The organism is Mobilicoccus massiliensis (assembly GCF_000826525.2).
In the GTDB taxonomy this organism is placed as follows: Bacteria; Actinomycetota; Actinomycetes; order Actinomycetales; family Dermatophilaceae; genus Mobilicoccus; species Mobilicoccus massiliensis.
Map to the genome: position 1 here is coordinate 859408 of NZ_LN651331.1, position 25737 is coordinate 885144.

The window sequence follows — 25737 nt, forward strand, 5'->3', positions numbered from 1 at the left end:
CCGATGAGCGAGATCGTCTCCACCCGCTTCGCCGTCCGCGGCGTGCACTCCGACGACGACGTGCGCAAGGCCCTGCAGGCGCTCTTCGACATCTTCGCCGACGAGGGCCTGGGTCAGGCGACCTTCGAGCTCGCCGGCGGCCCGACGGCCGACCTCGTCGTCAAACACCAGGCCTCCGTGGTCCCCGACCGCGACGCGATCGACGCCGCGCTCGCCCGCGCCGGGGACTACCGCCTGGCCGGGTGACACGGCCGACCGAGCGACAGGACGGCATCACGCTCGCCGATACTCGGTCCCCCGCGGGCCCGCCGGCCGTCTACCGTCGGGGCATGACGGTCATCCGGCTCCGCCCCCTGCGCGCCGACGAGCGAGAGCTCTTGCAGACGGCCACCTTGGGCAACGTCAACTGGTGCGGTGAACGCTTCACCAGGCATGACGTCGTGGCGCGGCCCGAGTTCTCGCACTACACGCACATCGATCCGGCACGTGGCGACTTCGGGATCGTCGCAGAGTCCGACGACGCCACGGTAGGAGTGTGTTGGGCACAGTTCCTGCCGGCGGACGAACCGGGATTCGGATTCGTCGCCGAGACCACACCCGAGGTCAGTGCGTGGGTGTCGCCGGCAGCCAGGGGCCGCGGGGTCGGCCGCCGACTCATGGAGTCCCTCATCGTCACGGCGAGGGAGTCCGGCCTCGAACGACTCAGCCTGTCGGTCGAGGACGGCAACGTCGCCAGACGTCTCTACGAGTCACTGGGGTTCTCACCCGTGGCCGGCCGCGAGGACGAGGGCGTCATGCTGCTCCGACTGTGACCTGCACGCTCGTGGAGGCCCCCGGGCCGATGGCCTGATCCCCCGCCGCGTAATCCCGTCGAGACCTGTCTCCGCTCTCTGGAACAATGAGGCCCATGACCGACACCCCCCAGCGTCCGAGCATGCCCGCGATTCCCGACAAGCCGTCCGTCGACGGTCTCGAGGACCGCTGGGTCGACGTCTGGGCGCGTGAGGGCACGTACACCTTCGACCGGTCGCGGGCCATGCAGGTGCCGCGCGAGCAGGTGTACGCGATCGACACCCCGCCGCCCACCGCGAGCGGATCGCTGCACGTCGGTCACGTGTTCTCCTACACGCACACCGACTGCCTCGCGCGGTACAAGCGCATGCGGGGTCTCGAGGTGTTCTACCCGATGGGCTGGGACGACAACGGCCTGCCCACCGAGAAGCGGGTGCAGAACTACTACGGCGTGCGCGGCGACGCCTCGGTGCCGTACGTGGAGAACTACGAGCCGAAGTTCCGCGGCACGATGTCGGCGAAGGACGTCAAGGACGCCTCCAAACAGGAGCCGGTGAGCCGCCGCAACTTCATCGAGCTGTGCGACGAGCGCACCGTCGAGGACGAGAAGACCTTCGAGCACCTGTGGCAGCGGCTCGGGCTCTCGGTGGACTGGGACATCAGCTACCGCACCATCGACGACCGCAGCCGGGCCGTGAGCCAGCAGGCGTTCCTCGACCACCTCGCGGCGGGCAACGCCTACCAGTCCGAGGCTCCCGGCCTGTGGGACGTGACGTACCAGACCGCCGTGGCGCAGGCCGAACTCGAGGCCCGTGACTACCCGGGTCACTACCACCGGGTCGCGTTCCACCGCCCCGACGGGTCGCCGGTGTACATCGAGACGACGCGCCCCGAGCTGCTGCCGTCGTGCGTGGCGCTCATCGCGCACCCCGACGACGAGCGCTACCAGTCGTTGTTCGGCACGAGCGTGACGAGTCCGGTGTTCGGCGTCGAGCTGCCCGTGCTCGCGCACCCGGGCGCCGAGATGGACAAGGGCGCGGGCATCGCGATGTGCTGCACGTTCGGTGATCTCACCGACGTCACGTGGTGGCGCGAGCTCGGGCTGCCCATGCGCTCGCTCGTCGGCCGCACCGGTCGCATGGCCGCCGAGACCCCCGAATGGCTCTCCGGTGACGGTGCGTCGTTCTACGCCGAGAACGTGGCGGGCGCCACGACGTTCGCGGCCCGCAAGGCCGTGGTCGAGGGTCTCGTGGCCTCCGGCGATCTCGACGGCGAACCCAAGGCGACCCAGCGCAAGGCCAACTTCTACGAGCGGGGCGACAAGCCGCTCGAGATCGTCACGAGCCGCCAGTGGTACATCCGCAACGGAGGCCGTGACGCCGAACTGCGCGAGGCGCTCATCGAACGCGGCCGGCAGGTGGCGTTCCATCCGGAGTTCATGCGCGTGCGCTACGAGAACTGGGTGGGCGGCCTCAACGGCGACTGGCTCATCAGCCGTCAGCGGTTCTTCGGCATCCCCATCCCGCTGTGGTACCCCATCGACGAGCACGGGGAGCCGGTGTACGACTCCCCCATCGTGCCGTCGTTGGAGTCGCTGCCCGTGGACCCGTCGGCCGACGTGCCGCCCGGGTACAGCGAGTCGCAGCGTGGTGAGGCCGGTGGGTTCGTCGGCGACCCCGACGTGATGGACACGTGGGCGACCTCGTCGCTGACCCCGCAGCTCACCACGGGCTGGGGCGAGTTCGGTGGTGACGCCGAGCTGTTCGACCGGCTCTTCCCGATGGACCTGCGTCCGCAGGGCCAGGACATCATCCGCACGTGGCTGTTCTCGACGGTCGTGCGCGCCCACCTGCTGCAGGACTCCGTGCCGTGGCGGCACGCGGCGATCTCGGGATGGATCCTCGACCCCGACCGCAAGAAGATGAGCAAGTCCAAGGGCAACGCGGAGACGCCCGAGGGCATGCTCGACCAGCACGGTTCGGACGCGGTGCGTTACTGGGCGGCCTCGGCGCGCCTGGGTACGGACGCGGCGTTCGACACCGGCCAGATGAAGGTCGGGCGCCGGCTGGCGATGAAGGTGCTCAACGCGAGCAAGTTCGTGCTCTCGTTCGGCGAGGCCGAGGGCGAGGGCGATCTGCTCACGCAGGTCACCGAGCCGCTGGACCGGGCGATGCTCACCTCGCTCGCCCAGGTGGTGGAGCAGGCCACGGCCGGGTACGAGAACTACGACCACACGCGGGCGTTGGAGGTCACCGAGACGTTCTTCTGGACGTTCTGCGACGACTACCTCGAACTCGTCAAGGCTCGTGCGTACGGCAGCGACGACGGCAGTGCGATCTCGGCGGAGACGGCGAGCGCCCGCGCGGCGCTGCGTCTGGCGCTGGGGGTGTTGTTGCGTCTGCTGGCGCCGGTGCTGCCGTTCGCGACCGAAGAGGTGTGGAGCTGGTGGCAGACCGGTTCGATCCACCGCGCGTCGTGGCCGGAGGCGTCGGAGGTGATGCCGGCGGAGTCGGGTGACGCGACGATGCTGGCCTCGGTCGGCCAGGCGTTGGGTGGTGTGCGTCGGGCGAAGTCGGACGCGAAGGTCGGTATGCGGGCGACGGTGTCGTCGGTGACGATCGCGGGCCCGGACGCCGCGCTGGAGGCGGTGCGCGCCGCGGAGGGCGACCTGCGCGCGGCGGGCCGGATCGACGGCGACATCACCTACGCCCCCGCCGACCACGTCGAGGTGCGGGACGCCGAGCTGGTCCCCCCGCCCCCGAAGAACTGACCCAGCCGCCCTTTCCACCCAATCCTCCCGGCAGGAGGATCGCTGACAGGAGGGCCGGAAACGTCGGCTGTCTCGACATGGCCTCCGGCGGACGATCCGGGCACCCGGCCCCACGCCAGCCGCTCGGGATCCCCCTCGTGAAGTCATCGCCGCCGAGGCAGCGTGCCGAGGGGATCCCGGGCGGCCCGTTCAACCACGAGCGAAGCGAGTCTGGTTGAACGGAACAAAGAGTCGCTTCGCGACTACGGCTCGACGGTCACCTTGATGGCTTCGCCCTTCTTGACGATGTCGAAGGCCTGGAGGACGTCGTCGAGGGGGAGGTGTTTGGTGATGAGGTCTTTGACGGGGATCTGGCCGGTGGAGACGTACTGCAGGGCGGCCTTGTGGTGGCGGGGGGCGGAGCCGTTGGCGCCGTGGATGTGCAGCTGGCGGTAGTGGACGAGGTTGGAGTCGCACTTGATGAAGGGGTCGGTCTTGGGGAGGCCGCCGAAGAAGGAGATGCGTCCGTTGCGGGCGGCCATGGAGATGGCCTGTTCCTGGGTGATGTTGGCGGGGGTGGCGGTGATGATGACATCGGCGCCGCGGCCGCCGGTGAGTTCCATGATCTTGGCGACGACGTCCTCTTCGGCGGAGTTGACGACGTGGTCGGGCTTGACGGCCTCGGCGGACATCGCGAGGCGGTCGGCGTTGATGTCGACGAGGACGACGGGGCCGACCTTGTGGACGCCGCGGGCGATGCGGATGTGCATGCAGCCGATGGGGCCGGCGCCGAAGACGACGGTGAAGTCGCCTTCTTCGATGCCGAGTTGCTCCTGGGCGTTGATGGCGCAGGCGAAGGGCTCGAGGGCGGAGGCCTCGTCGAAGCCGACGTTGTCGGGGATGCGGTTGAGGCCGTCGACCTTGAGGACCTGCATGGGGACGATCATGTACTCGGCGAATCCGCCGTCGTACTGGTAGCCGATCGAGGTCTGGTTCTGGCAGACCTCCATCCAGCCCTTCTTGCATTCGTGGCATTCGCCGCAGGGGACGGCGGCGATGACCTGGACGCGGTCGCCGACCTCGAAGCCGCCGAGGGCGTTCTCGCCGACCTCGACGACCTCGCCGGCGATCTCGTGGCCCATGACCGTGACTCCGGTGATGTTGACGTGGCCGTTGTTGAAGATCTTGACGTCGGTGCCGCAGGTCGAGCAGTTCTTGACCTTGATCTTCACCTCGTCGGCGCCGCACACGGGTTCGGGAACGTCCTCGAGTCGGACGTCTCCGGGGGCGTAGAACCTCAGGGCCTTCATCGCTTGCTCCTTTGCATGCGCCCGTCCACATGTCGGTTTGTGTGGGATTCGGACGCGTCCAGCCTGCACCTCTGACGCTCTCGCGTCAAGAGACCCCTTGACCGGACCCAAGCAGACAGATATAAAAGCGTTCAGAGATCCACGATGGTGTGGGTCCACGCAGACAGGAGTGTCCTTCATGGCCACCACAGCAGCGGCCGACGCCGCCCCGAGGACCTCCGTGCGGGTCCGGGTCCAGCAGTTCGGCACCTTCCTCTCGAACATGATCATGCCGAACATCGGCGCGATCATCGCCTGGGGCTTCGTGACCGCCCTGTTCATCGACGTGGGCCCGTTCCCCAATCCGCAGATCGCGGCGATCGTCGGTCCGAGCATCTACTTCCTGTTGCCGATCCTCATCGCGTACACCGGCGGCACGATCATCCACGGCACCCGCGGCGGTGTCGTCGGCGCGTTCGCGGTCATGGGTGTCATCCTCCCGGCCAGCGGTGATCTCGTCGTCAAGGCCGCGGAACTCTACCCGTGGACCAACGGCCACCAGGCCCCGATGTTCATCGGCGCGATGATCATCGGCCCGCTGGCCGCCTGGGTGATGAAGAAGTTCGACCAGTGGGTCGACGGCCGCCTCAAGCCCGGTTTCGAGATGCTCGTCAACAACTTCTCCGCGGGCATCATCGGCCTCCTCATGGCCATCGCGGGCATGTTCCTGCTGGCTCCGGTCGTGCTGCGGATCGTCGGGTGGCTCGGTGACGGTGTGCACTTCCTCGTCACCCACCACCTGCTGCCGTTGACGTCGATCCTCATCGAGCCGGCGAAGATCTTCTTCCTCAACAACGCGATCAACCACGGCGTGCTCACTCCGCTCGGCATCGAGCAGGCGGGCGAGGCCGGCAAGTCGGTGCTCTTCCTGCTCGAGGCGAACCCCGGTCCGGGCCTCGGCATCCTCCTCGCCTACATGGTCTTCGGCCGCGGTGCCGCTCGGGCTTCGGCTCCGGGTGCTGCGATCGTGCACTTCCTCGGCGGCATCCACGAGATCTACTTCCCCTACGTGCTCATGAAGCCGAAGCTCATCCTCGCCGCGGTCGCCGGCGGCATGACCGGCGTGTTCATCAACGTGATGTTCGACGTCGGCCTGCGCGCCCCTGCGGCACCCGGTTCGATCATCGCGATCTACCTGCAGACGGCGAGCGACAGCTACCTCGGCGTGACCCTCTCGGTGCTCGCCGCCACCCTCGTCAGCTTCGCGGTGGCCGCTCTGCTGCTCAAGACCGACAAGGCCACCGACGACGGTGACCTCTCCGCGGCCACCGCGTCGATGGAGTCGATGAAGGGCAAGAAGTCCTCCGTCTCGGGCGTGCTCGCCGGCGACACCACCGACGGCTCCCACGAGGGCCCGATCCGCACCATCGTGTTCGCGTGCGACGCGGGTATGGGCTCCTCGGCGATGGGCGCCTCGGTGCTGCGCAAGAAGGTGCAGCAGGCCGGGTTCGCCGACGTCTCGGTGACGAACAAGGCCATCGCGAACCTCACCGACACCGTCGACCTCGTCGTCAGTCACCAGGACCTCACGCCTCGAGCCCGGCAGCGGACCGGCTCCGCGATCCACGTCTCGGTCGACAACTTCATGAACAGCCCGCGCTACGACGAGATCGTCGACCTGCTCGAGCGCACCAACCGCGAGGGCGTCGGTCGCGCCGAGACCGATGTCGATCGCCACGCCGCCGTCGCCGCTCCGACGTCAGCTCCCGCCGACTCACAGAGCACCGATGCCGCTGGAGCCTCCTCGCCCCTCCCCCTCGAGGGGATCCGCCTCGGCGGCCGGGCCGACAGCCGCGATGCCGCCATCGACGAGGCCGGGCAGCTGCTGCTCGACCAGGGGGCGGTCGACCAGGCGTACGTCGACTCGATGCACGAGCGGGAGGCCTCGGTCTCGACCTACATGGGCAACCTGCTCGCCATTCCCCACGGCACCAACGAGGCCAAGAGCGCGATCCGTCGCACCGGGCTCTCGTTCGTCCGCTACGACGAGCCGGTCGACTGGAACGGTCAGCCGGTGCGTTACGTCGTCGGCATCGCCGGCGTCGGCGACGACCACCTCGCGATCCTCGCCCAGCTCGCGGGCATCTTCCTCGACGAGGAGAAGGTCGCGCAGATGGACCGCGCGACGAGCCCGGAGGAGATCCAGCGCCTGCTGTCGGGGATCACCGTCTGAGGCCGAACCCGCCCGTGAAGAAGGCTCCCGGGGGCGTGCCGATGATTCGGCACGCCCCCGGAGTCATGTCGTCAGGTCGCGAGGCCGCAGACCTCGACCGACGATGTGATGATCAGGCCGATTCGCGCTCGTCGCCACGCTTGCGGCGACGTCCGTCGGCGCCGCCGTGGCGCACCACCGTGGGCGTCACCCGGTCGAGCACGACCTCGCGCGTGACGACGACGCGCGCGATGTCGTCGTCGCTCGGCACGTCGAACATGACCGGCTGGAGGACCTCCTCCATGATCGCCCGCAGACCACGAGCACCCGTTCCCCTCGACAGTGCCTGCTCGGCGAGGGCCTCGACCGCGCCGTCGGTGAACTCGAGGTCGACCCCGTCGATCTCGAACATGCGCTTGTACTGCTTGATGAGCGCGTTGCGCGGCTCGACGAGGATGCGCACGAGCGCCTCGCGATCCAGCGGCGCGACCGTGGTGATCACCGGAAGCCGGCCGATGAACTCGGGGATGAGCCCGAACTTCATGAGGTCTTCGGGCATGACGTCGGCGAAGTACTCGGCGGGCGCCTTGACCGCCTGCAGGGCCGCGCCGAACCCGAGGCCGGTCTTGCCCGCGCGCGACTCGATGAGCTTCTCCAGCCCCGCGAACGCACCGCCCACGATGAACAGCACGTTGGTCGTGTCGATCTGGATGAACTCCTGGTGCGGGTGCTTGCGCCCGCCCTGGGGCGGCACCGACGCGGTCGTGCCCTCGAGGATCTTCAACAGTGCCTGCTGCACACCCTCACCGGAGACGTCCCGGGTGATCGACGGGTTCTCGCTCTTGCGAGCGATCTTGTCGACCTCGTCGATGTAGATGATGCCCGTCTCGGCCTTCTTGACGTCGTAGTCGGCGGCCTGGATGAGCTTGAGCAGGATGTTCTCGACGTCCTCGCCCACGTACCCGGCCTCGGTGAGCGCCGTGGCGTCGGCGATGGCGAACGGCACGTTGAGCATGCGCGCGAGCGTCTGCGCCAGGTAGGTCTTGCCGCACCCCGTGGGGCCGATGAGCAGGATGTTCGACTTCGCGATGTCGACCGGCTCCTCGCCCTTCTTGAGCGACTCCCCCGCCTGGATGCGCTTGTAGTGGTTGTAGACGGCGACGGCGAGCGCCCGCTTGGCCTCGTCCTGACCGATGACGAACTGCTGGAGGAAGTCGAAGATCTCGCGCGGCTTGGGCAACTCCCCCAGGCCGAGCTCACTGGCCTCGGCGAGCTCCTCCTCGATGATCTCGTTGCACAGGTCGATGCACTCGTCGCAGATATAGACACCGGGCCCGGCGATGAGCTTCTTGACCTGCTTCTGGCTCTTACCGCAGAACGAGCACTTGAGCAGGTCACCGCCCTCTCCGATACGTGCCACGTGTCCTCCCTCGTCGTTCGCCGAACTCGTCGCCCTCTCGGGCCCGTCGCGTACGTGACGGTACCGCCCCCACTTGGTTACGTCCTCCATTGAACCCCGGTGTCGGGCGGCACGGCGCCTCTGTCCGCTGAGGGCGGACAGAGGCGCATCGTGCGACGAGGTGGTGGCTCAGATCTGGATCGCTCCCGTGGCGAGACCGACGACGCCGGCTGCCGCGGCGACGACGACGATCGCGGCGATGGCCATCTCGTACGGTCGGAACACCGGCAGCCGAGCCTCTCGACGGGCCCAGACGTAGAGGCCGGCCCCGACCACGTAGAAGATGCACGCGAGCAGCAAGTACTGCAGCTCGGCGGCGTAGACGAGCCAGACGGCGTAGACGACGGCCACGAGCGCGATGACGAGCGCGCCCAGACCGATGTGCCGGTCGCCGGAGCCACCGTCACGCAGCGCCGTGACCACCGCGTACGTCACCGACCAGAAGTACGGCAGCAGAACGAGGGCCGAGGCGAGGTAGATGAGCGTGTTGTAGGTGCCGGCGTTGACGAGCGTCCACACGAGCATCGCCTGGATGCACAGGCTCGTCATCCACAGTGCGTTGACCGGCGCGCCGTTCTTGTTCTCCTTGGCGAGCCAGCGCGGCATGACCCCCTCCTGCGCCGGCTTGAGGAGGATCTCGGCGCACAACAGGGTCCAGCTCAGCAGGGCGCCGAGGATCGAGACGATGAGGCCGATCGAGATGAACCACGTTCCCCACGGACCGACGACGCTCGAGAGCACCGCGGCCATCGACGGCTTGGACAGCCCTGCGACGTCGGCCTGGGCCATGACGCCGTACGAGACGAGGTTGACGAGCACGAGCAGGGCCAGGACGGCGAGGAAGCCGACGACCGTGGCCTTGCCGACGTCGGAGCGCTTCTGCGCCCGAGAGCTGAAGATGCTCGCGCCCTCGATGCCGATGAACACCCAGACGGTCACCATCATCATGTTCTTGACCTGGTCTATGGTCGAGCCGAGCGGCTCGCCGTCCAGGGTGACCGTGCGTCCCCAGAAGTCCGCGGTGAAGATCCCAAGATCGAAGGCGACGACCGCCAGCACGACGAAGAGGACGATCGGGACGATCTTGGCGATCGTCACGACCGTGTTGAGGATCGCGGCCTCCTTGACGCCGCGAAGGATGAGCAGGTGGTAGCACCACAAGAGGACCGAGGCTCCGACGATCGAGGCCGGGGTCGGACCGAACGAACCGCCGACGCCCTCGACCTCGCGGAAGATCGGGAAGAAGTTGCCGAGCGTGCCGAACGCCATGACGAAGAACGCCACGTTGCCCACCCAGGCGCTGATCCAGTACCCCCACGCCGAGGTGTACCCGATGAAGTCGCCGAAGCCGGCTCGGGCGTAACCGTAGACGCCGCCGTCGACCTCCGGCCGGGCGGTGGACAGGGTCTGGAACGTCAGGGCCAGCATGAGCATGCCGACGCCCGTGATCGTCCATCCGATGAGCACGGGGCCGGGGGCCGCTGCGCTCGCCATGTCGGAGGGGATGTTGAAGATCCCCGCCCCGATCATCGAGCCGATCGCGAGCGCGGTGAGCGCCGCGAGCGGAAGACCGCCCGGCCTCTGGACCGCTGACCCCGCACTGCCTTCGTTCGCTCCCGGTACGAGCCGGTCGGAGATCGTCGCCATGACCTGTCCTCTCGTCTGCGCCACGTCGCGCACTGCCAGGATGACGGCGCGAGGGTGCGCTGCGCAGGAGTTTCATACCGTCCGGTCGGTACAGTCGATGTGACGTCGGTCATACGACGACGAAGGGCCGGTGGTGTCGAACACCACCAGCCCTTCGAACAGGCCTGCGCGCCGGCAGAACTCGCGCGCGGCCGGCCGGCTCAGCCCTGCTTGGACGCCTTACGGCTGACGAGCACCTCGTCGATGATCCCGTAGCTCTTGGCCTCCTCGGCCGAGAGGAACTTGTCGCGCTCGATGTCCTCGTTGACCTGCTCCGGCGTGCGGCCGGAGTGGTCGGCGAGGGTCTGCTCGAGCCAGGTGCGCATGCGGAAGACCTCGTTGGCCTGGATCTCGATGTCGCTGGCCTGACCGTAGTCACTGCCACCGAGGGCCGGCTGGTGGATGAGCACGCGGCTGTTCGGCAGCGCGTACCGCTTGCCCGGGGCGCCGGCGGCGAGCAACACGGCGGCCGCGCTCGCGGCCTGCCCGACGACGAACGTCTGCACGTCGGGGCGGATGAACTGCATCGTGTCGTAGATCGCGGTCATCGCCGTGAACGAGCCACCGGGGCTGTTGATGTACATGATGATGTCGCGGTCGGGGTCCTGGCTCTCCAGCACGATGAGCTGGGCGATGAGGTCGTCCGCCGACGCGTCGTCGACCTGGGCGCCGAGGAAGATGATGCGGTCCTCGAACATCTTCGTGTACGGGTCGGTGCGCTTCATCCCGTAGGAGGTGCGCTCCTCGAACTGCGGCAGGATGTAGCGGCTCGAGGGAACGGCGACGCGATCGGGCGCGGTGGCCATGCGGGGCGTGATGATGTCCATTCGGTACTCCAAGTCTCTTAGGTCAGGACTGCGTGCCGCCGGCGCCGGGCGCCTGGACCGCACGGGAGAAGACGTGGTCGACGAAGCCGTACTCCTTGGCCTCCTCGGCACTGAACCAACGGTCGCGGTCGGAGTCCTTGGTGATCTGCTCGACGGTCTGCCCCGTGTGCTCCGCGATGAGCTCGGCCATCTGACGCTTGATGAACAGCATCTGCTCGGCCTGGATCTTGATGTCGGTCGCCGTTCCACCGATGCCGCCGAGCGGCTGGTGCATGAGGATGCGGCTGTGGGGCGTGGCGTAGCGCTTGCCCTTGGCGCCCGCCGACAGGAGGAACTGGCCCATGCTCGCGGCCATGCCCATGGCCACGGTGCACACGTCGTTGGGCACCCAGTTCATCGTGTCGTAGATCGCCATGCCGGCCGAGATCGACCCGCCGGGGCTGTTGATGTACAGCCAGATGTCGCTCTCCGGGTCCTCTGCCGCGAGCAGCAGCAACTGGGCGCAGATGGCGTTCGCGTTGTCGTCGCGCACGTCCGACCCGAGGAAGATGATCCGTTCCTTGAGGAGCCGGTTGTAGATGTGGTCGTCGAGCCCGCCCTTGGGGCCCTGATCGGCGGCGACGATATCGCTGCGGTGGTCCACGCTGAAACTCCCTTGGTCGTGACTGGCAGGACCGCGGCGGCCGGTGGCCCGGCTCCGCCGCGTCTCTTCACACGAGGCTAACGTCGCAGGCCTGCTGCCTCTTCCCCCGCTCGGTACTGTTCGCCGTGAGCGGACTACGGGCGAGCGCACCAGGTCCGGGTGCCTCGACGAACGGCGACGGCGCCGCCCCCGAAGGGTGCGGCGCCGTGCCTCACGTCTCACTTCTCGTCGGAGTCCTTGTCGGATTCCCCGTCACCGGCCTCGTCCTGCGCGGACTCGTCGGTGGGAACGACCTCGTCTCCCTCGACGACCTCGACCACCTCGACGTCGTCGGTGTTCTCAGTGTCGTCGGCGTCGTCGCCACCGGTCTCGATCGTGGCGGAGAGGTCGACGGGCTCGCCGTTGGTGTCGGTGACCTTGGCCTCCTCCATGACGGCGGCCAGGGCCTTACGACGAGCCACTTCGGCAGCCATCGCACCGGCCTGCCGGCCCTCGTCCATCGCCTGCGCGAGCTGGCCCGGGTCCATGCCGTACTGCTGCGCGGTCATGATGAGGTACTCGATGAGCTCCTGCTGGCTGACCGTGACCTCGCTCTTCTCGGCGATGGCGTCGAGGAGGAGCTGGGTGCGCAGGGCCTGCAGCGTGTTCTCGCGAACCTCGGTGCGGTGATCCTCGTCCTCGGTCTCGTGGGTGCCCTCGGCGAAGTGCGCGTCGACCTCGGCGTCGAGAACGGACTCGGGAACCTCGAACTCGATGGTCTCGAGAAGGTGCTCGAGGATCTTGTCGCGGGCCTGCAGACCCTGCTGGAACGCCTGGGCCTGCTCGGCCTGCTTGCGCAGGTCCGCGCGCAGCTCGTCGAGCGTGTCGAACTCGGAGGCCATCTGGGCGAAGTCGTCGTCGAGCTCGGGCAGTTCGCGTTCCTTGCACGAACGCAGGGTGACGGTGATCTTCGCGTCCTCGCCCTCGCGGTCGCCGCCGGCCAGCGGCGCCTCGAAGGTCTTCTCCTCGTCGACGGTCATGCCGACGAGCGCGTCGTCCAGACCCTCGATCATCGTGCGCGAGCCGATCTCGTAGGAGACGCCCTCGACGTTGTCGATCTCCTCGCCGTCGATCTCGCCGCGCAGGTCGATCGTGACGAAGTCGCCCTCCTGGGCCGGGCGGTCGACGCCGACGAGGGTGCCGAAGCGCGCCTGCAGCTCCTCGACGCGGCGGGCGAGCTCGGTGTCGACGTCGGCCTCGGCGACGGGGTCGACCTGCACGGCGATCTCGGAGAACTCCGGCAGCTCGATGGTCGGGCGCACGTCGAGCTCGGCGGTGAACGCGAGCTGGTCACCGGCCTCCATCGGCACCTCGGTGAGGTCGACCTCGGGCTGGCCCATCGGACGGATGTCGTTCTCCTCGACGGCCTCGCCGTAGAGCTGCGGGAGCGCCTCGTTGATGGCCTCCTGCATGACCGCGCCCTTGCCGACGCGCTGGTCGATGATGCGGGCCGGCACCTTGCCGGGGCGGAACCCGGGAATGGAGATCTGCGACCCGATGGCCTTGTACGCCGCGTCGATGCTCGGCTTGAGCTCCTCGTACGGGACCTCGACGGTCATCTTGACCCGGGTCGGCGACAGGGTCTCGACGGAACTCTTCACTGCGGGCACTCCAGCATCGATCGGCAACGGATGGACGCCGGTGAGAACGAGTCGTACCTCACCGGCAAGTCTCGACACAGCGCCGGCACGATGACATGCCAGCGGACGAGACAGGTCGTTTCATGCTACCGGGTCGCCCTGCGCCTCTGTCGACTCGGGCGGCCACGGCGCCGCGGGTCGACGGAATCGGCGAACAGGCCTGCGATCCGCGCGGATGACGAGGTGGAACATGGTCGGGCTGACAGGATTCGAACCTGCGACATCGTGCTCCCAAAGCACGCGCGCTACCAAGCTGCGCCACAGCCCGTGGACTCCTCAGGGTAACCCGCGATCGACGCGCCCCCTCGCACCGGCGAGCGTGGGGTTGCGACGCGCACCACCGGCGCCGATTCGAACTGCGGCGCACCGGGCGGGTATGCTGCGTGCTGCGCTCGGCCCACGCCGGCGCGTGCGGGTGTAGCTCAATGGTAGAGCCTCAGTCTTCCAAACTGATTACGCGAGTTCGATTCTCGTCACCCGCTCCACACATCTCGAAGGCCACCGCAGCGGCGGTGGCCTTCGTCGTTCTCCGGTTCCTCGACGTGCGCCCGGGCGTCCTTCACTCACGCCAGAGAAGGATGACGCTGCGGTCGTCGGTGTCGCCGCTCGGCGCCTGCGCGCACAGCCGCCGCGCTCCCCCGTCGAACCCGCCGGTGACGAGGCATTCGGCCTTGCCGAGGAGCCGGTCGATGCCGTCGTCGAGGGCGCGATCGTGCTGCTCGACGAGGCCGTCGGAGTACAGCAGCACGGCGTCGTGGTGGCGCAGGACGCCTTCGTCGCAGCGGTACTCCGGGTCGGCGACGAGACCGAGTGCCGGCCCCACCTGCTCCTGCGCCACGGCCCAGTGGCCGCTGCCGCCGTGGAACACCGCCGCGGGCGGATGACCGGCCCGGCGGACCTCGAAGTCTCCCGTCAGGAGGTCGACGACGAGATGCACGGCGGTGGCGTATCCCTCACCCCACTGCTGCCGCAGCACGTAGTCGTTGGCCACGCCCAGCAGATCCTCCGGCGGGACCGCGCCGACGAGCGCATCGAGTGCTCCCGACAGCTGCACCGCGCGCGTCGCCGAGCGCAGACCCTTGCCCGAGACGTCGACGAGCACGGCCTCGAACCGCTCCCTCTCCGCGTCGAGGTGGGAGACGATGAAATCACCGGAGAACGGATGATCGAACGCGGGACAGATGGCGCCTTCGACACACCATCGGTGCGGCAGGCGCGGCAGCACGGCCCGCCGTTCCAGGGCGACCCGCAACTCGTCGAGCATCGCCTCCCCGCTGCGCCCTTGAACCCCGACGCGGGCGCGCGCCATCGAACGCCACATGGTCACCGTCGCGATGACCGTGCCGGCGACGAAGGAGCCCACGGCATCCGAGAAGCTCTCGTCGGTGAGCACGCCTGCGGCCGTGAGACACCCGAGGCAGATGGCCACGACGAACGCGTGGTCGCCGGGGCGGTGGATCACGCCGCTGATGACGATGATCGGCAGGAAGGCCGCCCAGGGGACCACCTCGGGGTGGTCGACCATGACGAAGAGGAACGTGAAGGCGACGAGGACGAGCAGAATCGCGCTCGCGTGCCCGTTGGGGTAGGTCGCGGCACGTGGCACCGTCGCACGCCACGCGCGGGCCGCCACCAGGTCGGGGCGTCTGCGCAGAGTACGTGCTGACAGGCTCGTCATCTTCCGGACCCTAGTCCCAATTCGAGCGGACTGACAAGGGGCCTTTCATGTCAAGCCCCGAGGGTCCCGAAGACGCTCCGAGGACGGTCGTCCCACCCCGATCAGTCGAAGATCGGATCGACGTCGCGGCTGCGCTTGAGCTCGAAGAATCCCGGGGTGCCGGCGACGAGCACGCAACCGTCCCACAGTCGCCCGGCCTGCTCGCCCTTGGGCGCCGGCGAGACGACGGGGCCGAAGAACGCGATGCCGCTCACCTCGACGACGGGCGTGCCGACGTCGGTACCGACCAGGTCGGTGGCCTCCTTGTGGGCGGCGCGCAGCAGATCGTCGATCTCGTCGGTGTGCGCGTAACGCGCGAGCTCGGCGGGCAATCCTGCAGCCTCGAGCGACTCCGCGATGACCGCACCCGTCTCGTCTCGCCGGCCGCCGGGGTGGAAGCGGGTGCCGATCTCGTCGTAGAGCCTGCGCACCGCGTCCTGGCCGTGATCGCGACCGGCGGCGACGAGGACTCGCACCGGACCCCACGCGGACTCCATGAGAGCCCGGTAGTCCTCGGACAGTTCGCGGCCCTCGTTGAGCACCGACAGGCTCATCACCGAGAACGTCACCTTCACGTCTCGGACCTTCTCGACCTCGAGCAGCCACCGGGAGGTCATCCAGGCCCAGGGGCAGGTGGGGTCGAAGAACATGCGCACGGAATCAGTCATGGCCTCATGCTGCCAAGGCCTACCGCGGGATGCAGGACGAGGTCGGCTCGCGGTCGCGCCGCGGGTGGGTCGTGTCACGCATGGGAGTCACGGGTGGGACACGGCATCCTCGCACGTCACCGTGGTTGTCGGTGACCCGTGCGAAGATGCGGGGCATCGGTCGCCACCCCCGGCCGAACGGGTCGGGCCGTGTCATCCAGCGGCGCTCCCCGGCGCACTCGTCGATCCATTCGGAGGATGCCCATGCCTGCAGAGAACCTCACCCGCGACGAGGCACGTGCGCGTTCGGAACTGCTCGAGGTGACCGCCCACCGCGTCGAACTCGACCTCACGGGGGCGACGGATCCGCACGAGGCGACGTTCCCGACCTCGTCCCGTATCGAGTTCACCTGCCGCCGACCGGGTGCGTCCACGTTCGTCGACTTCGTCGGCCCGTCGGTCGAGCAGATCGTCCTCAACGGCACCGAACTCGATCCGGCCACCCACTTCGTCGACAGCCGCATCGAGCTCCCCGACCTCGCGGAGTCCAACGAACTCCTCGTGCGTGCGAGTGGCCGCTACATGAACACCGGCGAAGGCCTGCACCGCTTCGTCGACCCGGTCGACGGAGCCACCTACCTGTACACGCAGTTCGAGGTGCCCGACGCGCGCCGGGCGTTCCCCGTGTTCGAGCAGCCCGACCTCAAGACACGGTTCACGTTCGTCGTCACCGCGCCCGCCGAGTGGTCGGTCATCTCCTGCCAGCCGGCCCCGGCGCCGGTTCCCGGCGAGAACGGCTCGGCCACCTGGGAGTTCGAGCCCACGCCGCCGCTGTCGAGCTACGTCACCGCGATCGTCGCCGGCCCGTACGAGCGAGTGGAGGACGCGACGACCACCGCTGACGGGCGCGAGATCCCCCTCGGCCTGTACTGCCGGGCGTCGATGCGCGAGTTCCTCGACGCCGACGAGATCTTCGACATCACCAAGCGAGGGTTCGACTTCTACGAGCAGGAGTTCGGACTCGCCTACCCCTTCGCCAAGTACGACCAGATCTTCACGCCCGAGTTCAACGCCGGCGCGATGGAGAACGTCGGTGCGGTGACGTTCCGCGAGTCCTACCTGTTCCGTTCCAAGGTCACCGAGGCCGTGGTCGAACGACGCGTCGGCACGATCCTGCACGAGCTCGCCCACATGTGGTTCGGCAACCTCGTGACGATGCGCTGGTGGGACGACCTGTGGCTCAACGAGTCGTTCGCCGACTGGGCGGCCACCACGGCCACCGCCGAGGCCACACGGTGGACCGAGGCGTGGACGACCTTCGCCACCTCCGACAAGAGCTGGGCCTACCAGCAGGATCAGATGTCCTCCACCCACCCCGTCGCCGCCGACATGCGCGACCTCGACGACGTGGCGGTCAACTTCGACGGCATCACCTACGCCAAGGGCGCCTCGGTGCTCAAGCAGCTCGTCGCCTACGTCGGTCGCCAGGCGTTCCGCGAGGGGCTGCGCGCCTACTTCGCCAAACACGCCTACGGCAACACGAGCCTGCCCGACCTGCTCACCGAACTCGAGACCACCTCCGGGCGCGACCTCGGCCGCTGGACGCGACTGTGGCTGCAGACGGCCGGTGTCACCACGGCCCGCCTCGTCCTCGACACCGACGAGAGCGGGACCATCGGCGCGGCGCGGGTGGAGCAGACGGCCACCGAGCAGCACCCCGACCTGCGTCCGCACCGCATGGTCGTCGGCGTGTACGACGTCGTCGACGGCTCCCTGCAGCGCCGCGAACGCATCGAGATCGACGTCGACGGCGCGGTGACCGACGTGCCCGAGCTCGTCGGACTGCGCCGGGGCGACCTCATGCTGCTCAACGACGACGACCTCGCCTACGTCAAGGTGCGTCTCGACGACCGTTCGCTGCGCACCGTGCTCGACCACCCCGCCGGCCTGACCAGCCTGCCCCGGGCCATCGTCCAGACCGCCTTGTGGGACATGACCCGCGACGGCGAGATCACCGCCCACGATTTCGTGCTCTTCACCCTCGACGTCCTCGGCACCGATCTCGACTCCAATTCGCTGCGTTACTCCCTCGCGCGCCTCGGCACCGCGGCGCGCCTGTACAGCGATCCGGCCCGACGGACCGATCTCCTGGCTGCCACCGCGAGCCGCCTTCGCGACCATGCCCTCGCCGCCGCGCCGGGCAGCGACGCCCAGCTCCAGCTCGTCGGTGCCTTCGCCGCGTTCGCGGTCTCCGACGCCGATCTCGACCTGGTCGACGACTGGTTGGAAGAGCGCGGTGTTCCCGCCGGGTTGGCCGTCGACACCGAGATGAGGTGGACGCTGCTCGCGGCGCTCGCCGAGGGCGGTCGGGCCGACGAGCAGCGCATCCGTGCCGAGGAACAGCGCGACGCCACCGCCATCGGTCGCGAACGCGCCGCCCTCGCCCGCGCGGCGCGACCCACACCCGAGGCCAAGGCCGCGGCCTGGGAGTCGACGGTCGAGCGCGACGACCTGCCGAACGCGATGATCGACGCCACCGCCCACGGATTCCTGCGGTGTGGCGTCGATCCCGAGCTGTTGCGTCCGTACGTCGAGCGGTACCACGCAATGCTCCGTCCGATGTGGCAGCACCGCACCCAAGCGATCGGCGAGTCGATCGTCGAGGGCTTCTACCCGATCGTCCTCGCCGACCAGGAGTTGCTCGAGGCCTCGGAGGCCTGGCTCGCAGAGAACGCCGATGCCCCCCAGGGGCTCGTGCGGCTCGTCGGTGAGCGGCGGGACGCGGTGCAACGCGCGCTCGCCGCTCAGGCTCGTGATGCCCGGTGAGCACCTCTTCGGAGGGCACGACCGGCGGCGACGCGGCCGATGGCGGCGTACGCGGTGAGGCGACGGCGTCGGTAACCCGAGCCGCGCCCCCGCCCAAGCGGCTCGTCGCCGCCTGGGCGGCGTGGGACTGGGGGTCGGCGGCGTTCAACGCGGTCATCACGACCTTCGTCTTCACGGTCTACCTCACGAGCTCGGGGTTCGGAGATCCGGCCTCGACGTCCGCGGCGCTCGGTCTCGGCACCGGCCTGGCCGGGGTCTGCATCGCCCTGCTCGCGCCGGTGATCGGGCAGAGCGCCGACCGGGCCGGTCGGCCCGTGCGGTGGCTCGGCATCAACACGGCGATCGTCGTCGTGCTCTCGGCCCTGATGTTCACCGTGCGTCCCCACCCCGACTTTCTGTGGTGGGGCATCGCGCTGCTGGCGGTCGGTCACGTCTTCTTCGAGTTCGCGAGCGTCAACTACAACGGGATGCTCCACCGGGTCTCCACCCCGGCGACCATCGGGCGCGTCTCGGGTATCGGCTGGGGCGCCGGGTACCTCGGTGGCATCGCGTTGCTGCTCATCCTCTTCGTGGGCTTCATCCAGCCCGAGGTGGGGTGGTTCGGAGTCACCCGTGCCGAGGGCCTCAACGTGCGCGTCTCGATGCTCGTGGCCGCGGCCTGGTTCGCCGTGTTCGCGCTGCCCGTCCTGCTCACCCTGCGTGACCGCCCGGCGGCGGCCCGCGGCCCGGCGCTCGGTGTCGCCGGGTCCTACCGGGCGCTGTTCCGCACTGTGGCCGGCCTCGCCCGCGAACATCCGCACATGCTGTTCTTCCTCCTCGCATCGGCCGTCTTCCGCGACGGGCTCGCGGGCGTCTTCACCTTCGGCGGGGTCATTGCCCAGGGCACGTTCTCGTTCACCCCGGGGCAGGTCATCGTGTTCGGCATCGCCGCCAACGTCGTCGCGGGGCTCGCGACGATCCTCTTCGGGGTCCTCGACGACCGCATCGGTCCCAAGTCGCTCATCATCGGTTCGCTCGTCGCGATGGTCGCCGCCGCGATCGGCATCTTCGCCCTCCACGATCGGGGGGCGGGCGTGTTCTGGGTGCTGGGCCTCGCCCTCTGCGTCTTCGTCGGCCCCGCGCAGTCGGCGTCGCGCTCCCTGCTCGCCCGACTCATCCCCGCCGGTCGCGAGGGCGAGATCTTCGGTCTCTACGCGACCACCGGTCGCGCGGTGAGTTTTCTCGCCCCGCTGATGTTCTCGGCGTTCATCGCGCTGGGCTCCCGCGTCGACGGTGGGGCGTCACAGCACTGGGGCATCCTCGGCATCAGCGTCGTGCTCCTCGTGGGGCTGGTGCTTCTCCTGCCGGTGCGACCCGCAGCGGCGCGGGCGACGCATCTGCCTCCGGCGGCCGTCTGACCTCACGATTCCCACCGCGCCCCGCCGCCGGCCGGGCCGGCCTCAGGCCGACCCGGCGTCGTCGCCCGCAGGTCAGCGAGCGTGATCCCCGCGCTGCACCGCGGCAGCCACCCGGCGGGCCCGGGCCGAGGAGACGATGTCCTCCAGGTGCAGCACCTCACGGTCGGGCCCTGCGAGCGAGAGCCGCCAGTTCGGGTACTCCAGGTGGGTGCCGGGCTGGTTGATCGCCCGCCGGTCGCCGACGAGATCCGGCACCGCGATGCCGACGAGCGCGGCGGGCGTCCACGAGACGTAGCGGTGGAGCGCCCCGACCGTCTCTGCCACGGCGGCGTCGCCATCGGCCGGGTCGACGCTCTCGTCGAGCAGACCGCGCCTTCGCAGCGCCGCGAGCATCCGCTCACGGGCGGCCTCGTCGTCGGCCTTCTCCTCCGCCAGCGGCCGGGTGAACAGATCCAGCTCCTCACGGATGCGCATGTGCTCGCCGGTGAGGTAACCGGCCGTGGGTGGCAGGTCGTGGGTGGTCACGGAGGCGAGGCACAGCTCGCGGTAGGTCTCCGGCGCGCGCGGGTTGCCGGATTCGTCGTTCTCGAACCACAGGATCGACGTGCCGAGCACACCCCGATCGCCGAGGTAGTCGCGCACCCACGGCTCGACGGTGCCGAGGTCCTCGCCGATGACGACGGCCCCGGCACGCTGTGCCTCGAGCATGAGGATGCCGATCATCGCGTCGTGGTCGTACCTGACGTACGTGCCCTCGAGCGGCGCCTTGCCGGCAGGCACCCACCACAGCCGGAACAGGCCGATGATGTGGTCGATCCGCAGCCCGCCCGCGTGCCGCATCGCCGAGCGGACCATGTCGCGGAACGGCGCGTAGGCGAGGTCCTCGAGGGCGTCCGGACGCCAGGGCGGCTGGCTCCAGTCCTGACCGCGCTGGTTGTAGGGGTCCGGCGGGGCGCCGACCGTCATCCCGCGCGCGAAGGCGCCGCCGAGACTCCACGCGTCGGCGCCGGTGGGGTGGACGCCCACGGCGAGATCCTGGATGACCCCGATCGACATGCCGGCCTCGACGAGCTCGCGCTGGGCCGTGGCGAGCTGGGTGTCGAGCACCCACTGGAGCCACATCGCGAACGAGATCTCGTCGGCGAGCTCTTCGCGCACCCTGTCCATGCCGGGCGAGTCCGGGCCGTCGACGCCCGCCGGCCAGCCACCCTCGGCGCCACCGTAGGTGCGCACGAGCGCCGTCCAGGTGGCGAAGTCGACGAGGCCCTGCCCCTCTCGCTCGCAGTAGGCCTCGAACCCCGCGGCCCGGCGGGGGGTCATCGGCTGTGCGTGGAGGATCCGCAGCGCGGCCTCCTTGAGGGCCCACGAGGCGTCGCGGTCGATGTGGTCGGTGTCGTTGAGCTCCTGCGCGCGCTTCGCGAGGTCGGCCACGCGGCGGCGATCCTCGGCCGGCAGGTAGGCGACCTCGGGCACGTCCTCGACCCGGATGTAGATCGGGTTGACGAAGCGGCGGGAGGTCGGCAGGTAGGGCGAGGCCTCCATCGGAGCCGTCGGCTCGGCCGCGTGAACGGGGTTGATGAGCATGAAGTCCGAGCCCAGCTCGCGGGCCGACCACGCGCCGAGCTCGGCCACGTCACCGAGGTCGCCGACGCCCCACGACCGGTTGGAGCGCACCGAGTACACCTGGTTGGTCAGCCCGGATGCGCCGTGGGCGGCCACCGGCGCGGGCAGTTCGAGCCGGGCCGGAACGACGACGACCGACCCGCTGGCGAGGTCGGAGTCGTGCTCGGCGACGAGCGTGTGCCAGCCGAGTGGCAGATCGCGCGGCAGGACGAACGTCGCCTCGCCGACGAGCGCGCCGTCGACCGTGCGCGGATCGACCCACTGGTTCGACTGCTCGAGCTCCCGACGCTCACCGGTCTCCTCGAGCTCGAGCCACACCGACACGGGATCACCGTGCGGGACGTGCACGGGCACGCTCGCTGCGTCGCCCTCCGTGACGACGAGAACGGGAGGAACACGGCGGCGCCACCCGCGCAGGACCGCCCCTTCGAGCGACGTCCGCACGGCCTGGGGGCCGGCGGCGTCGACGTCGAGCGCGGCGAGGACGGCCTCGATGGTCTCGGCGGAGACCGCGACATGCCTGCCCTGCCAGTCCCAGTAGTCGGTGGCGACGCCGTAGGCGCGGGCGAGGTCCGCGAGGCCGGACGGGAGCGGGGAGTCGTTCACGTGAGGTGCCTTCGATCGGGGGCGGGCCACGCCGATCCTAGTGGGGAGGAGGCCGCGAGGCCGCGTCGGGCGCAGCGCCCTTCGGCCACGACTCACGTCGGATGACGGCCATGACCAGGCGTCTTTCAGAGATCTTCGGCAGACTGGAGTCATGCTCGACCAGTCCCGGCCCGTCCTCAGAGTGCTCGACAAGCTGACGTGGGAGTCGGCGATCGACTGGTTCCTCGGAGTCCCGCTGCAGATCGCCCTGATCCTCGCGAGCGCGTGGATCATCCGCTGGCTCATCCACCGCGCCATCGACCGGCTCGTCGACTCCCTCGTCGCCCGAAAGAGCGCGGGCGACACCACGACGATGGGCTCGGTCGAGGCCGTCCCCACCGCACAGCTTCCGCTGATCAAGCGCTATCGCCGCAAGGCGGGGCGCGCGATCTCGCAGTCCGGGCTCGTCGCGACCCAGCGTCAGCGGGCGCGCGTCGAGACGCTCGGTTCGGTCATGCGCAGCATCGCCTCGGTCGTCGTGTGGGGAATCGCCGTACTCATGGTCGGCTCCACCCTGGGCCTCAACATGGCGCCGGTTCTCGCATCGGCGGGGGTGGGCGGTGTGGCGCTCGGCTTCGGCGCGCAGAGCCTCGTCAAGGACTTCCTCTCGGGCGTGTTCATGATCCTCGAGGACCAGTACGGCGTCGGCGACTTCATCGACACCGGCGACGTCCAGGGCACCGTCGAGGAGGTGACGTTGCGGGTGACGCGACTGCGCGACCTCGAGGGCGTCGTCTGGTACGTGCGCAACGGCGAGATCATCCGCATCGCCAACCGCTCGCAGGGGTGGAACACCGCGAGCATCGACATCCCCGTCTCGCCCAAGGTGTCGCCGGAGCGGGTCATCGCGATCCTCGGCAAGGTCGCCGAGGACATGTACGCCGACCCCGCGTGGCGCGGCAGGCTCCTCGCCGAACCCGACGTCGCCGGCGTGGAGTCGATCACCGGCAGTGCGCTCACCATCCGGGTGTTCGCCAAGTGCGCGACGAACAAGCACTGGGCGGTCCAGCGGGAGTTCCGCGAGCGCGCCGTCACCGCCCTCGAGGCCGCCGGCATCCGGGGGCCCCTGCTGGCGGTGCCGGCTCCGGCCCCCCCGACCGGGCCGCAGCCCTCCTCGCCGCCGCATCCGTAGAAGCAGGTGGGGCCGGGCTCGCGAAGTCCCGCGAACCGCGACCGTGCCCGGCTCTCGGGCGACCTGCGAGGATGGCCCCGTGAGTGACGACGCCGACGTTCCCGTGACCGCTCAGCAGTCGCCGTACGAGCGCATGGGCGGGCATGAGACCTTCGCCCGGATCGTGCGGGAGTTCTACCGCGGGGTGGCGGACGATCCCGCCCTGCGGGCCCTGTACCCCGAGGAGGATCTCGGCCCCGCCGAGGAGCGGCTGCGGATGTTCCTCGAACAGTACTGGGGTGGCCCCAGCACGTATTCCGAGCAGCGCGGTCACCCGCGGCTGCGCATGCGGCACGTGCCGTTCGCCGTCACCCCGACCCAACGTGATCGGTGGCTGCACCACATGCTCGCCGCGGTCGACACCGTGGACCTCGATCCGCAGGCCGACGCGGCCCTGCGCGACTACCTCGTGCGAGCCGCGAACATGCTGGTCAACGCCCCGGACCCGGCGTGAGGCGAGCCGGGCGCAGACGAGTCGGTGAGACGGCCTCCGCCGTCATCACACCGGGTGCGTCCCGGATGCCCGATTCGGTGATGCGTGCCGTGGTTGACACACTGGCCGCGTGACGACGCATCCCGCTCTCCTCCACTCCCCCGGCTCCGCCGACGACGCATGGTGGCGCAGCGCCGTGATCTATCAGGTCTATCCGCGGTCGTGGGCCGATTCCGACGGTGACGGCATCGGCGACCTGCCGGGCATCACCGCTCGCCTGCCCTACCTCGTCGACCTCGGCGTCGACGCCCTGTGGATCTCCCCCTTCTACCGTTCGCCCATGGCCGACGCCGGGTACGACGTCGCCGACTACCGCGACATCGACCCGCTCTTCGGGACGCTCTCCGACGCCGACGCACTCATCGCCCGGGCCCACGAGCTGGGGCTCAAGGTCATCGTCGACCTCGTGCCCAACCACACCTCCGACCAGCACGCCTGGTTCCAGGCCGCTCTCGCCGCCAAGCCCGGATCGCCGGAACGGGCGCGTTACCTGTTCCGCGACGGCCGCGGCCCGCGAGGCGACGAGCCGCCGAACGACTGGCAGTCGGTGTTCTGGGGTTCTGCGTGGACGAAGGCGGAGCCCGCCGTCCTCGTCGACGACGGCAACGGGGCGACCTTCGTCAAGCGCAAGGCGCAGTGGTACCTCAACCTCTTCGACTCCGCCCAGCCCGACCTCGACTGGAGCAACCCGGAGGTGCGCGAAGAGTTCGACTCCGTCCTGCGGTTCTGGCTCGACCGCGGCGTCGACGGGTTTCGGGTCGACGTGGCCCACGGCCTCGTCAAGCAGGAAGGGCTGCCCGACTGGAACGCCCGGGCCGAGATGGCGGGCAGCGACGCCGAGGGCATGCACACCGGCGCCGCCCCGATGTGGGACCAGGACGGGGTGCACGAGATCTACCGCGCCTGGCGGCGCACCCTCGACGAGTACACGCCCACTCGGGCCGACGGTTCGCCCGACCCCGCCGGTGAGCGCATCCTCGTCGCGGAGGCCTGGGTCGAGCCGATCGAACGCGCCGCGCTCTACGTCCGCTCCGACGAGATGCATCAGGCCTTCAACTTCCACTACCTCAACGCGCACTGGCGGGCCGAGGACCTGCGTGCCGCGATCGAGCAGTCGTTCCGCGGCAACGATCTCGTCGGCGCACCGACGACGTGGGTCCTCTCCAACCACGACGTCGTACGACATGCCTCACGACTGGGGTTGCCCGTCGACCAGCCGCGCCCCCAGGGCATCGGCGCCGACGACCCGCAGCCCGACGCCGAACCCGGCCTTCGACGGGCCCGAGCCGCGACGACGCTCATGCTCGCGATGCCCGGCTCGGCGTACCTCTATCAGGGCGAGGAACTCGGCCTGCCCGAGCACACGGCCCTGCCGGACGACGTGCGTCAGGACCCGGCCTTCCACCGCTCCAACGGCAAGGAGACCGGCCGTGACGGGGCCCGCATCCCGATGGCATGGGAGGCGGATGCGCCCGCGGCGGGATTCAACACGACCGGTGAGGCGTGGCTGCCGCAGCCGGAGGTCTACGCCGAGCTCGCCGTCGACCGGCAGCAGGGCGTCGAAGGCTCCACCCTGGAGCTGTACAAGACGCTCCTGCGACTTCGTCGCGATCGTGGGCTCGGCTCGGCCGGTCTCGCACGTCTCGAGGGGGTCGACGCCGACTCCCCCGACGTCGTGGCCTACGAGCTCGTCGGCGCTCCCGGTAGCGGATCCACGGCCGATGACGCGACCCGAACCGCGGTCGTGCTCAACCTGGGCCCGGAGCCCGTGGCGCTGCCCGAGGGTGAGGTGCTCGTCGCGAGCGGTCCGCTCGACGACGGCCGTCTTCCCACTGACACGGCGGCCTGGGTCGCCCTCGCCTGACCCCGCTCGGACAGGCAC

At 69.4% G+C, this 25737-nt stretch carries 18 protein-coding genes and 2 tRNA genes; 10 read left to right on the forward strand and 10 right to left on the reverse strand.

Features of this window, described 5'->3' with window-relative positions:
* Positions 1-3 precede the first annotated feature (3 nt).
* The 3 genes from BN1197_RS16675 (at position 4) to valS (ending at position 3562) form a co-directional block, all read left to right on the forward strand.
* Entirely contained in the window at positions 4-246 is a 243-nt protein-coding gene (locus BN1197_RS16675; RefSeq protein WP_040162065.1) for a hypothetical protein, read from the forward strand.
* Positions 247-329: 83 nt separating this feature from the next.
* Entirely contained in the window at positions 330-812 is a 483-nt protein-coding gene (locus BN1197_RS16680; protein ID WP_040162320.1) for a GNAT family N-acetyltransferase, read from the forward strand.
* Positions 813-907: 95 nt separating this feature from the next.
* Positions 908-3562 (forward strand): valine--tRNA ligase, encoded by a 2655-nt coding sequence (gene valS / locus BN1197_RS16685; RefSeq protein ID WP_040162066.1) that lies wholly within the window; start codon positions 908-910, stop codon positions 3560-3562.
* A gap of 242 nt (positions 3563-3804) precedes the next feature.
* On the opposite strand, the gene BN1197_RS16690 is transcribed toward valS, so the two are convergent.
* Positions 3805-4851, reverse strand: coding sequence for a zinc-dependent dehydrogenase (locus BN1197_RS16690; RefSeq protein ID WP_040162067.1), 1047 nt, complete (start codon positions 4849-4851; stop codon positions 3805-3807).
* 178 nt (positions 4852-5029) lie between these two features.
* Between BN1197_RS16690 and BN1197_RS16695 the strand changes: the two genes are divergently transcribed.
* A complete protein-coding gene (locus BN1197_RS16695) occupies positions 5030-7063 on the forward strand; it encodes a PTS mannitol transporter subunit IICBA (protein WP_040162325.1) in 2034 nt (677 codons plus the stop codon).
* A 112-nt stretch (positions 7064-7175) separates the two neighbouring features.
* Here BN1197_RS16695 and clpX read toward each other — a convergent pair whose 3' ends face one another.
* The 6 genes from clpX to BN1197_RS16725 form a co-directional block, all read right to left on the reverse strand.
* Complete coding sequence (gene clpX, locus BN1197_RS16700; RefSeq protein ID WP_040162069.1) at positions 7176-8462, reverse strand: ATP-dependent Clp protease ATP-binding subunit ClpX; 1287 nt, start codon at positions 8460-8462, stop codon at positions 7176-7178.
* Between the two features lie 168 nt (positions 8463-8630).
* A complete protein-coding gene (arcD, locus tag BN1197_RS16705) occupies positions 8631-10148 on the reverse strand; it encodes an arginine-ornithine antiporter (RefSeq protein WP_052466889.1) in 1518 nt (505 codons plus the stop codon).
* A 200-nt stretch (positions 10149-10348) separates the two neighbouring features.
* Complete coding sequence (locus BN1197_RS16710) at positions 10349-11014, reverse strand: ATP-dependent Clp protease proteolytic subunit (protein ID WP_040162071.1); 666 nt, start codon at positions 11012-11014, stop codon at positions 10349-10351.
* A 22-nt stretch (positions 11015-11036) separates the two neighbouring features.
* Complete coding sequence (locus tag BN1197_RS16715; RefSeq protein WP_052466890.1) at positions 11037-11657, reverse strand: ATP-dependent Clp protease proteolytic subunit; 621 nt, start codon at positions 11655-11657, stop codon at positions 11037-11039.
* Positions 11658-11875: 218 nt separating this feature from the next.
* On the reverse strand, positions 11876-13297 hold the full coding sequence (tig, locus tag BN1197_RS16720) for a trigger factor (RefSeq protein ID WP_040162072.1): 1422 nt from the start codon (positions 13295-13297) through the stop codon (positions 11876-11878).
* A gap of 230 nt (positions 13298-13527) precedes the next feature.
* A tRNA-Pro gene (locus BN1197_RS16725) sits at positions 13528-13604 on the reverse strand.
* 143 nt (positions 13605-13747) lie between these two features.
* Here BN1197_RS16725 and BN1197_RS16730 point away from each other — a divergent pair.
* Positions 13748-13821 (forward strand) — tRNA-Gly (locus BN1197_RS16730).
* Positions 13822-13895: 74 nt separating this feature from the next.
* Here BN1197_RS16730 and BN1197_RS16735 read toward each other — a convergent pair.
* A complete protein-coding gene (locus BN1197_RS16735) occupies positions 13896-15014 on the reverse strand; it encodes a PP2C family protein-serine/threonine phosphatase (RefSeq protein ID WP_082044005.1) in 1119 nt (372 codons plus the stop codon).
* A 101-nt stretch (positions 15015-15115) separates the two neighbouring features.
* Positions 15116-15721, reverse strand: coding sequence for a mycothiol-dependent nitroreductase Rv2466c family protein (locus BN1197_RS16740; protein ID WP_040162076.1), 606 nt, complete (start codon positions 15719-15721; stop codon positions 15116-15118).
* A gap of 243 nt (positions 15722-15964) precedes the next feature.
* On the opposite strand from BN1197_RS16740, the gene pepN reads away from it, so the two are divergent.
* On the forward strand, positions 15965-18526 hold the full coding sequence (gene pepN / locus BN1197_RS16745; protein WP_040162079.1) for an aminopeptidase N: 2562 nt from the start codon (positions 15965-15967) through the stop codon (positions 18524-18526).
* On the forward strand, positions 18523-19923 hold the full coding sequence (locus BN1197_RS16750) for an MFS transporter (RefSeq protein WP_052466892.1): 1401 nt from the start codon (positions 18523-18525) through the stop codon (positions 19921-19923). Before pepN ends, BN1197_RS16750 begins: the two co-directional genes overlap by 4 nt.
* Positions 19924-19995: 72 nt before the next feature.
* On the opposite strand, the gene malQ is transcribed toward BN1197_RS16750, so the two are convergent.
* Positions 19996-22152 carry a 4-alpha-glucanotransferase gene (gene malQ, locus BN1197_RS16755; RefSeq protein WP_040162082.1) on the reverse strand — a complete coding sequence of 719 codons (2157 nt, stop codon included), beginning with the start codon at positions 22150-22152 and terminating at the stop codon, positions 19996-19998.
* A 151-nt stretch (positions 22153-22303) separates the two neighbouring features.
* Here malQ and BN1197_RS16760 point away from each other — a divergent pair, with 151 nt between their 5' ends.
* From BN1197_RS16760 to BN1197_RS16770, 3 genes are all read left to right on the forward strand, one after another.
* Positions 22304-23323, forward strand: coding sequence for a mechanosensitive ion channel family protein (locus BN1197_RS16760; protein ID WP_052466893.1), 1020 nt, complete (start codon positions 22304-22306; stop codon positions 23321-23323).
* Positions 23324-23456: 133 nt separating this feature from the next.
* Entirely contained in the window at positions 23457-23816 is a 360-nt protein-coding gene (locus BN1197_RS16765) for a globin (protein WP_040162350.1), read from the forward strand.
* Positions 23817-23925: 109 nt separating this feature from the next.
* Positions 23926-25719 (forward strand): glycoside hydrolase family 13 protein, encoded by a 1794-nt coding sequence (locus BN1197_RS16770; RefSeq protein WP_040162084.1) that lies wholly within the window; start codon positions 23926-23928, stop codon positions 25717-25719.
* The last annotated feature ends 18 nt before the right edge of the window (positions 25720-25737 follow it).

Coding starts and splice junctions, on each gene's coding strand:
- BN1197_RS16765 (WP_040162350.1), top strand. CDS start 23,457: ATGGGCGGGCATGAGACCTTCGCCCGGATCGTGCGGGAGTTCTACCGC.
- BN1197_RS16690 (WP_040162067.1), bottom strand. CDS start 4,851: ATGAAGGCCCTGAGGTTCTACGCCCCCGGAGACGTCCGACTCGAGGAC.
- BN1197_RS16760 (WP_052466893.1), top strand. CDS start 22,304: ATGCTCGACCAGTCCCGGCCCGTCCTCAGAGTGCTCGACAAGCTGACG.
- arcD (WP_052466889.1), bottom strand. CDS start 10,148: ATGGCGACGATCTCCGACCGGCTCGTACCGGGAGCGAACGAAGGCAGT.
- valS (WP_040162066.1), top strand. CDS start 908: ATGACCGACACCCCCCAGCGTCCGAGCATGCCCGCGATTCCCGACAAG.
- BN1197_RS16740 (WP_040162076.1), bottom strand. CDS start 15,721: ATGACTGATTCCGTGCGCATGTTCTTCGACCCCACCTGCCCCTGGGCC.
- BN1197_RS16735 (WP_082044005.1), bottom strand. CDS start 15,014: ATGACGAGCCTGTCAGCACGTACTCTGCGCAGACGCCCCGACCTGGTG.
- BN1197_RS16680 (WP_040162320.1), top strand. CDS start 330: ATGACGGTCATCCGGCTCCGCCCCCTGCGCGCCGACGAGCGAGAGCTC.
- BN1197_RS16695 (WP_040162325.1), top strand. CDS start 5,030: ATGGCCACCACAGCAGCGGCCGACGCCGCCCCGAGGACCTCCGTGCGG.
- BN1197_RS16675 (WP_040162065.1), top strand. CDS start 4: ATGAGCGAGATCGTCTCCACCCGCTTCGCCGTCCGCGGCGTGCACTCC.
- pepN (WP_040162079.1), top strand. CDS start 15,965: ATGCCTGCAGAGAACCTCACCCGCGACGAGGCACGTGCGCGTTCGGAA.
- BN1197_RS16710 (WP_040162071.1), bottom strand. CDS start 11,014: ATGGACATCATCACGCCCCGCATGGCCACCGCGCCCGATCGCGTCGCC.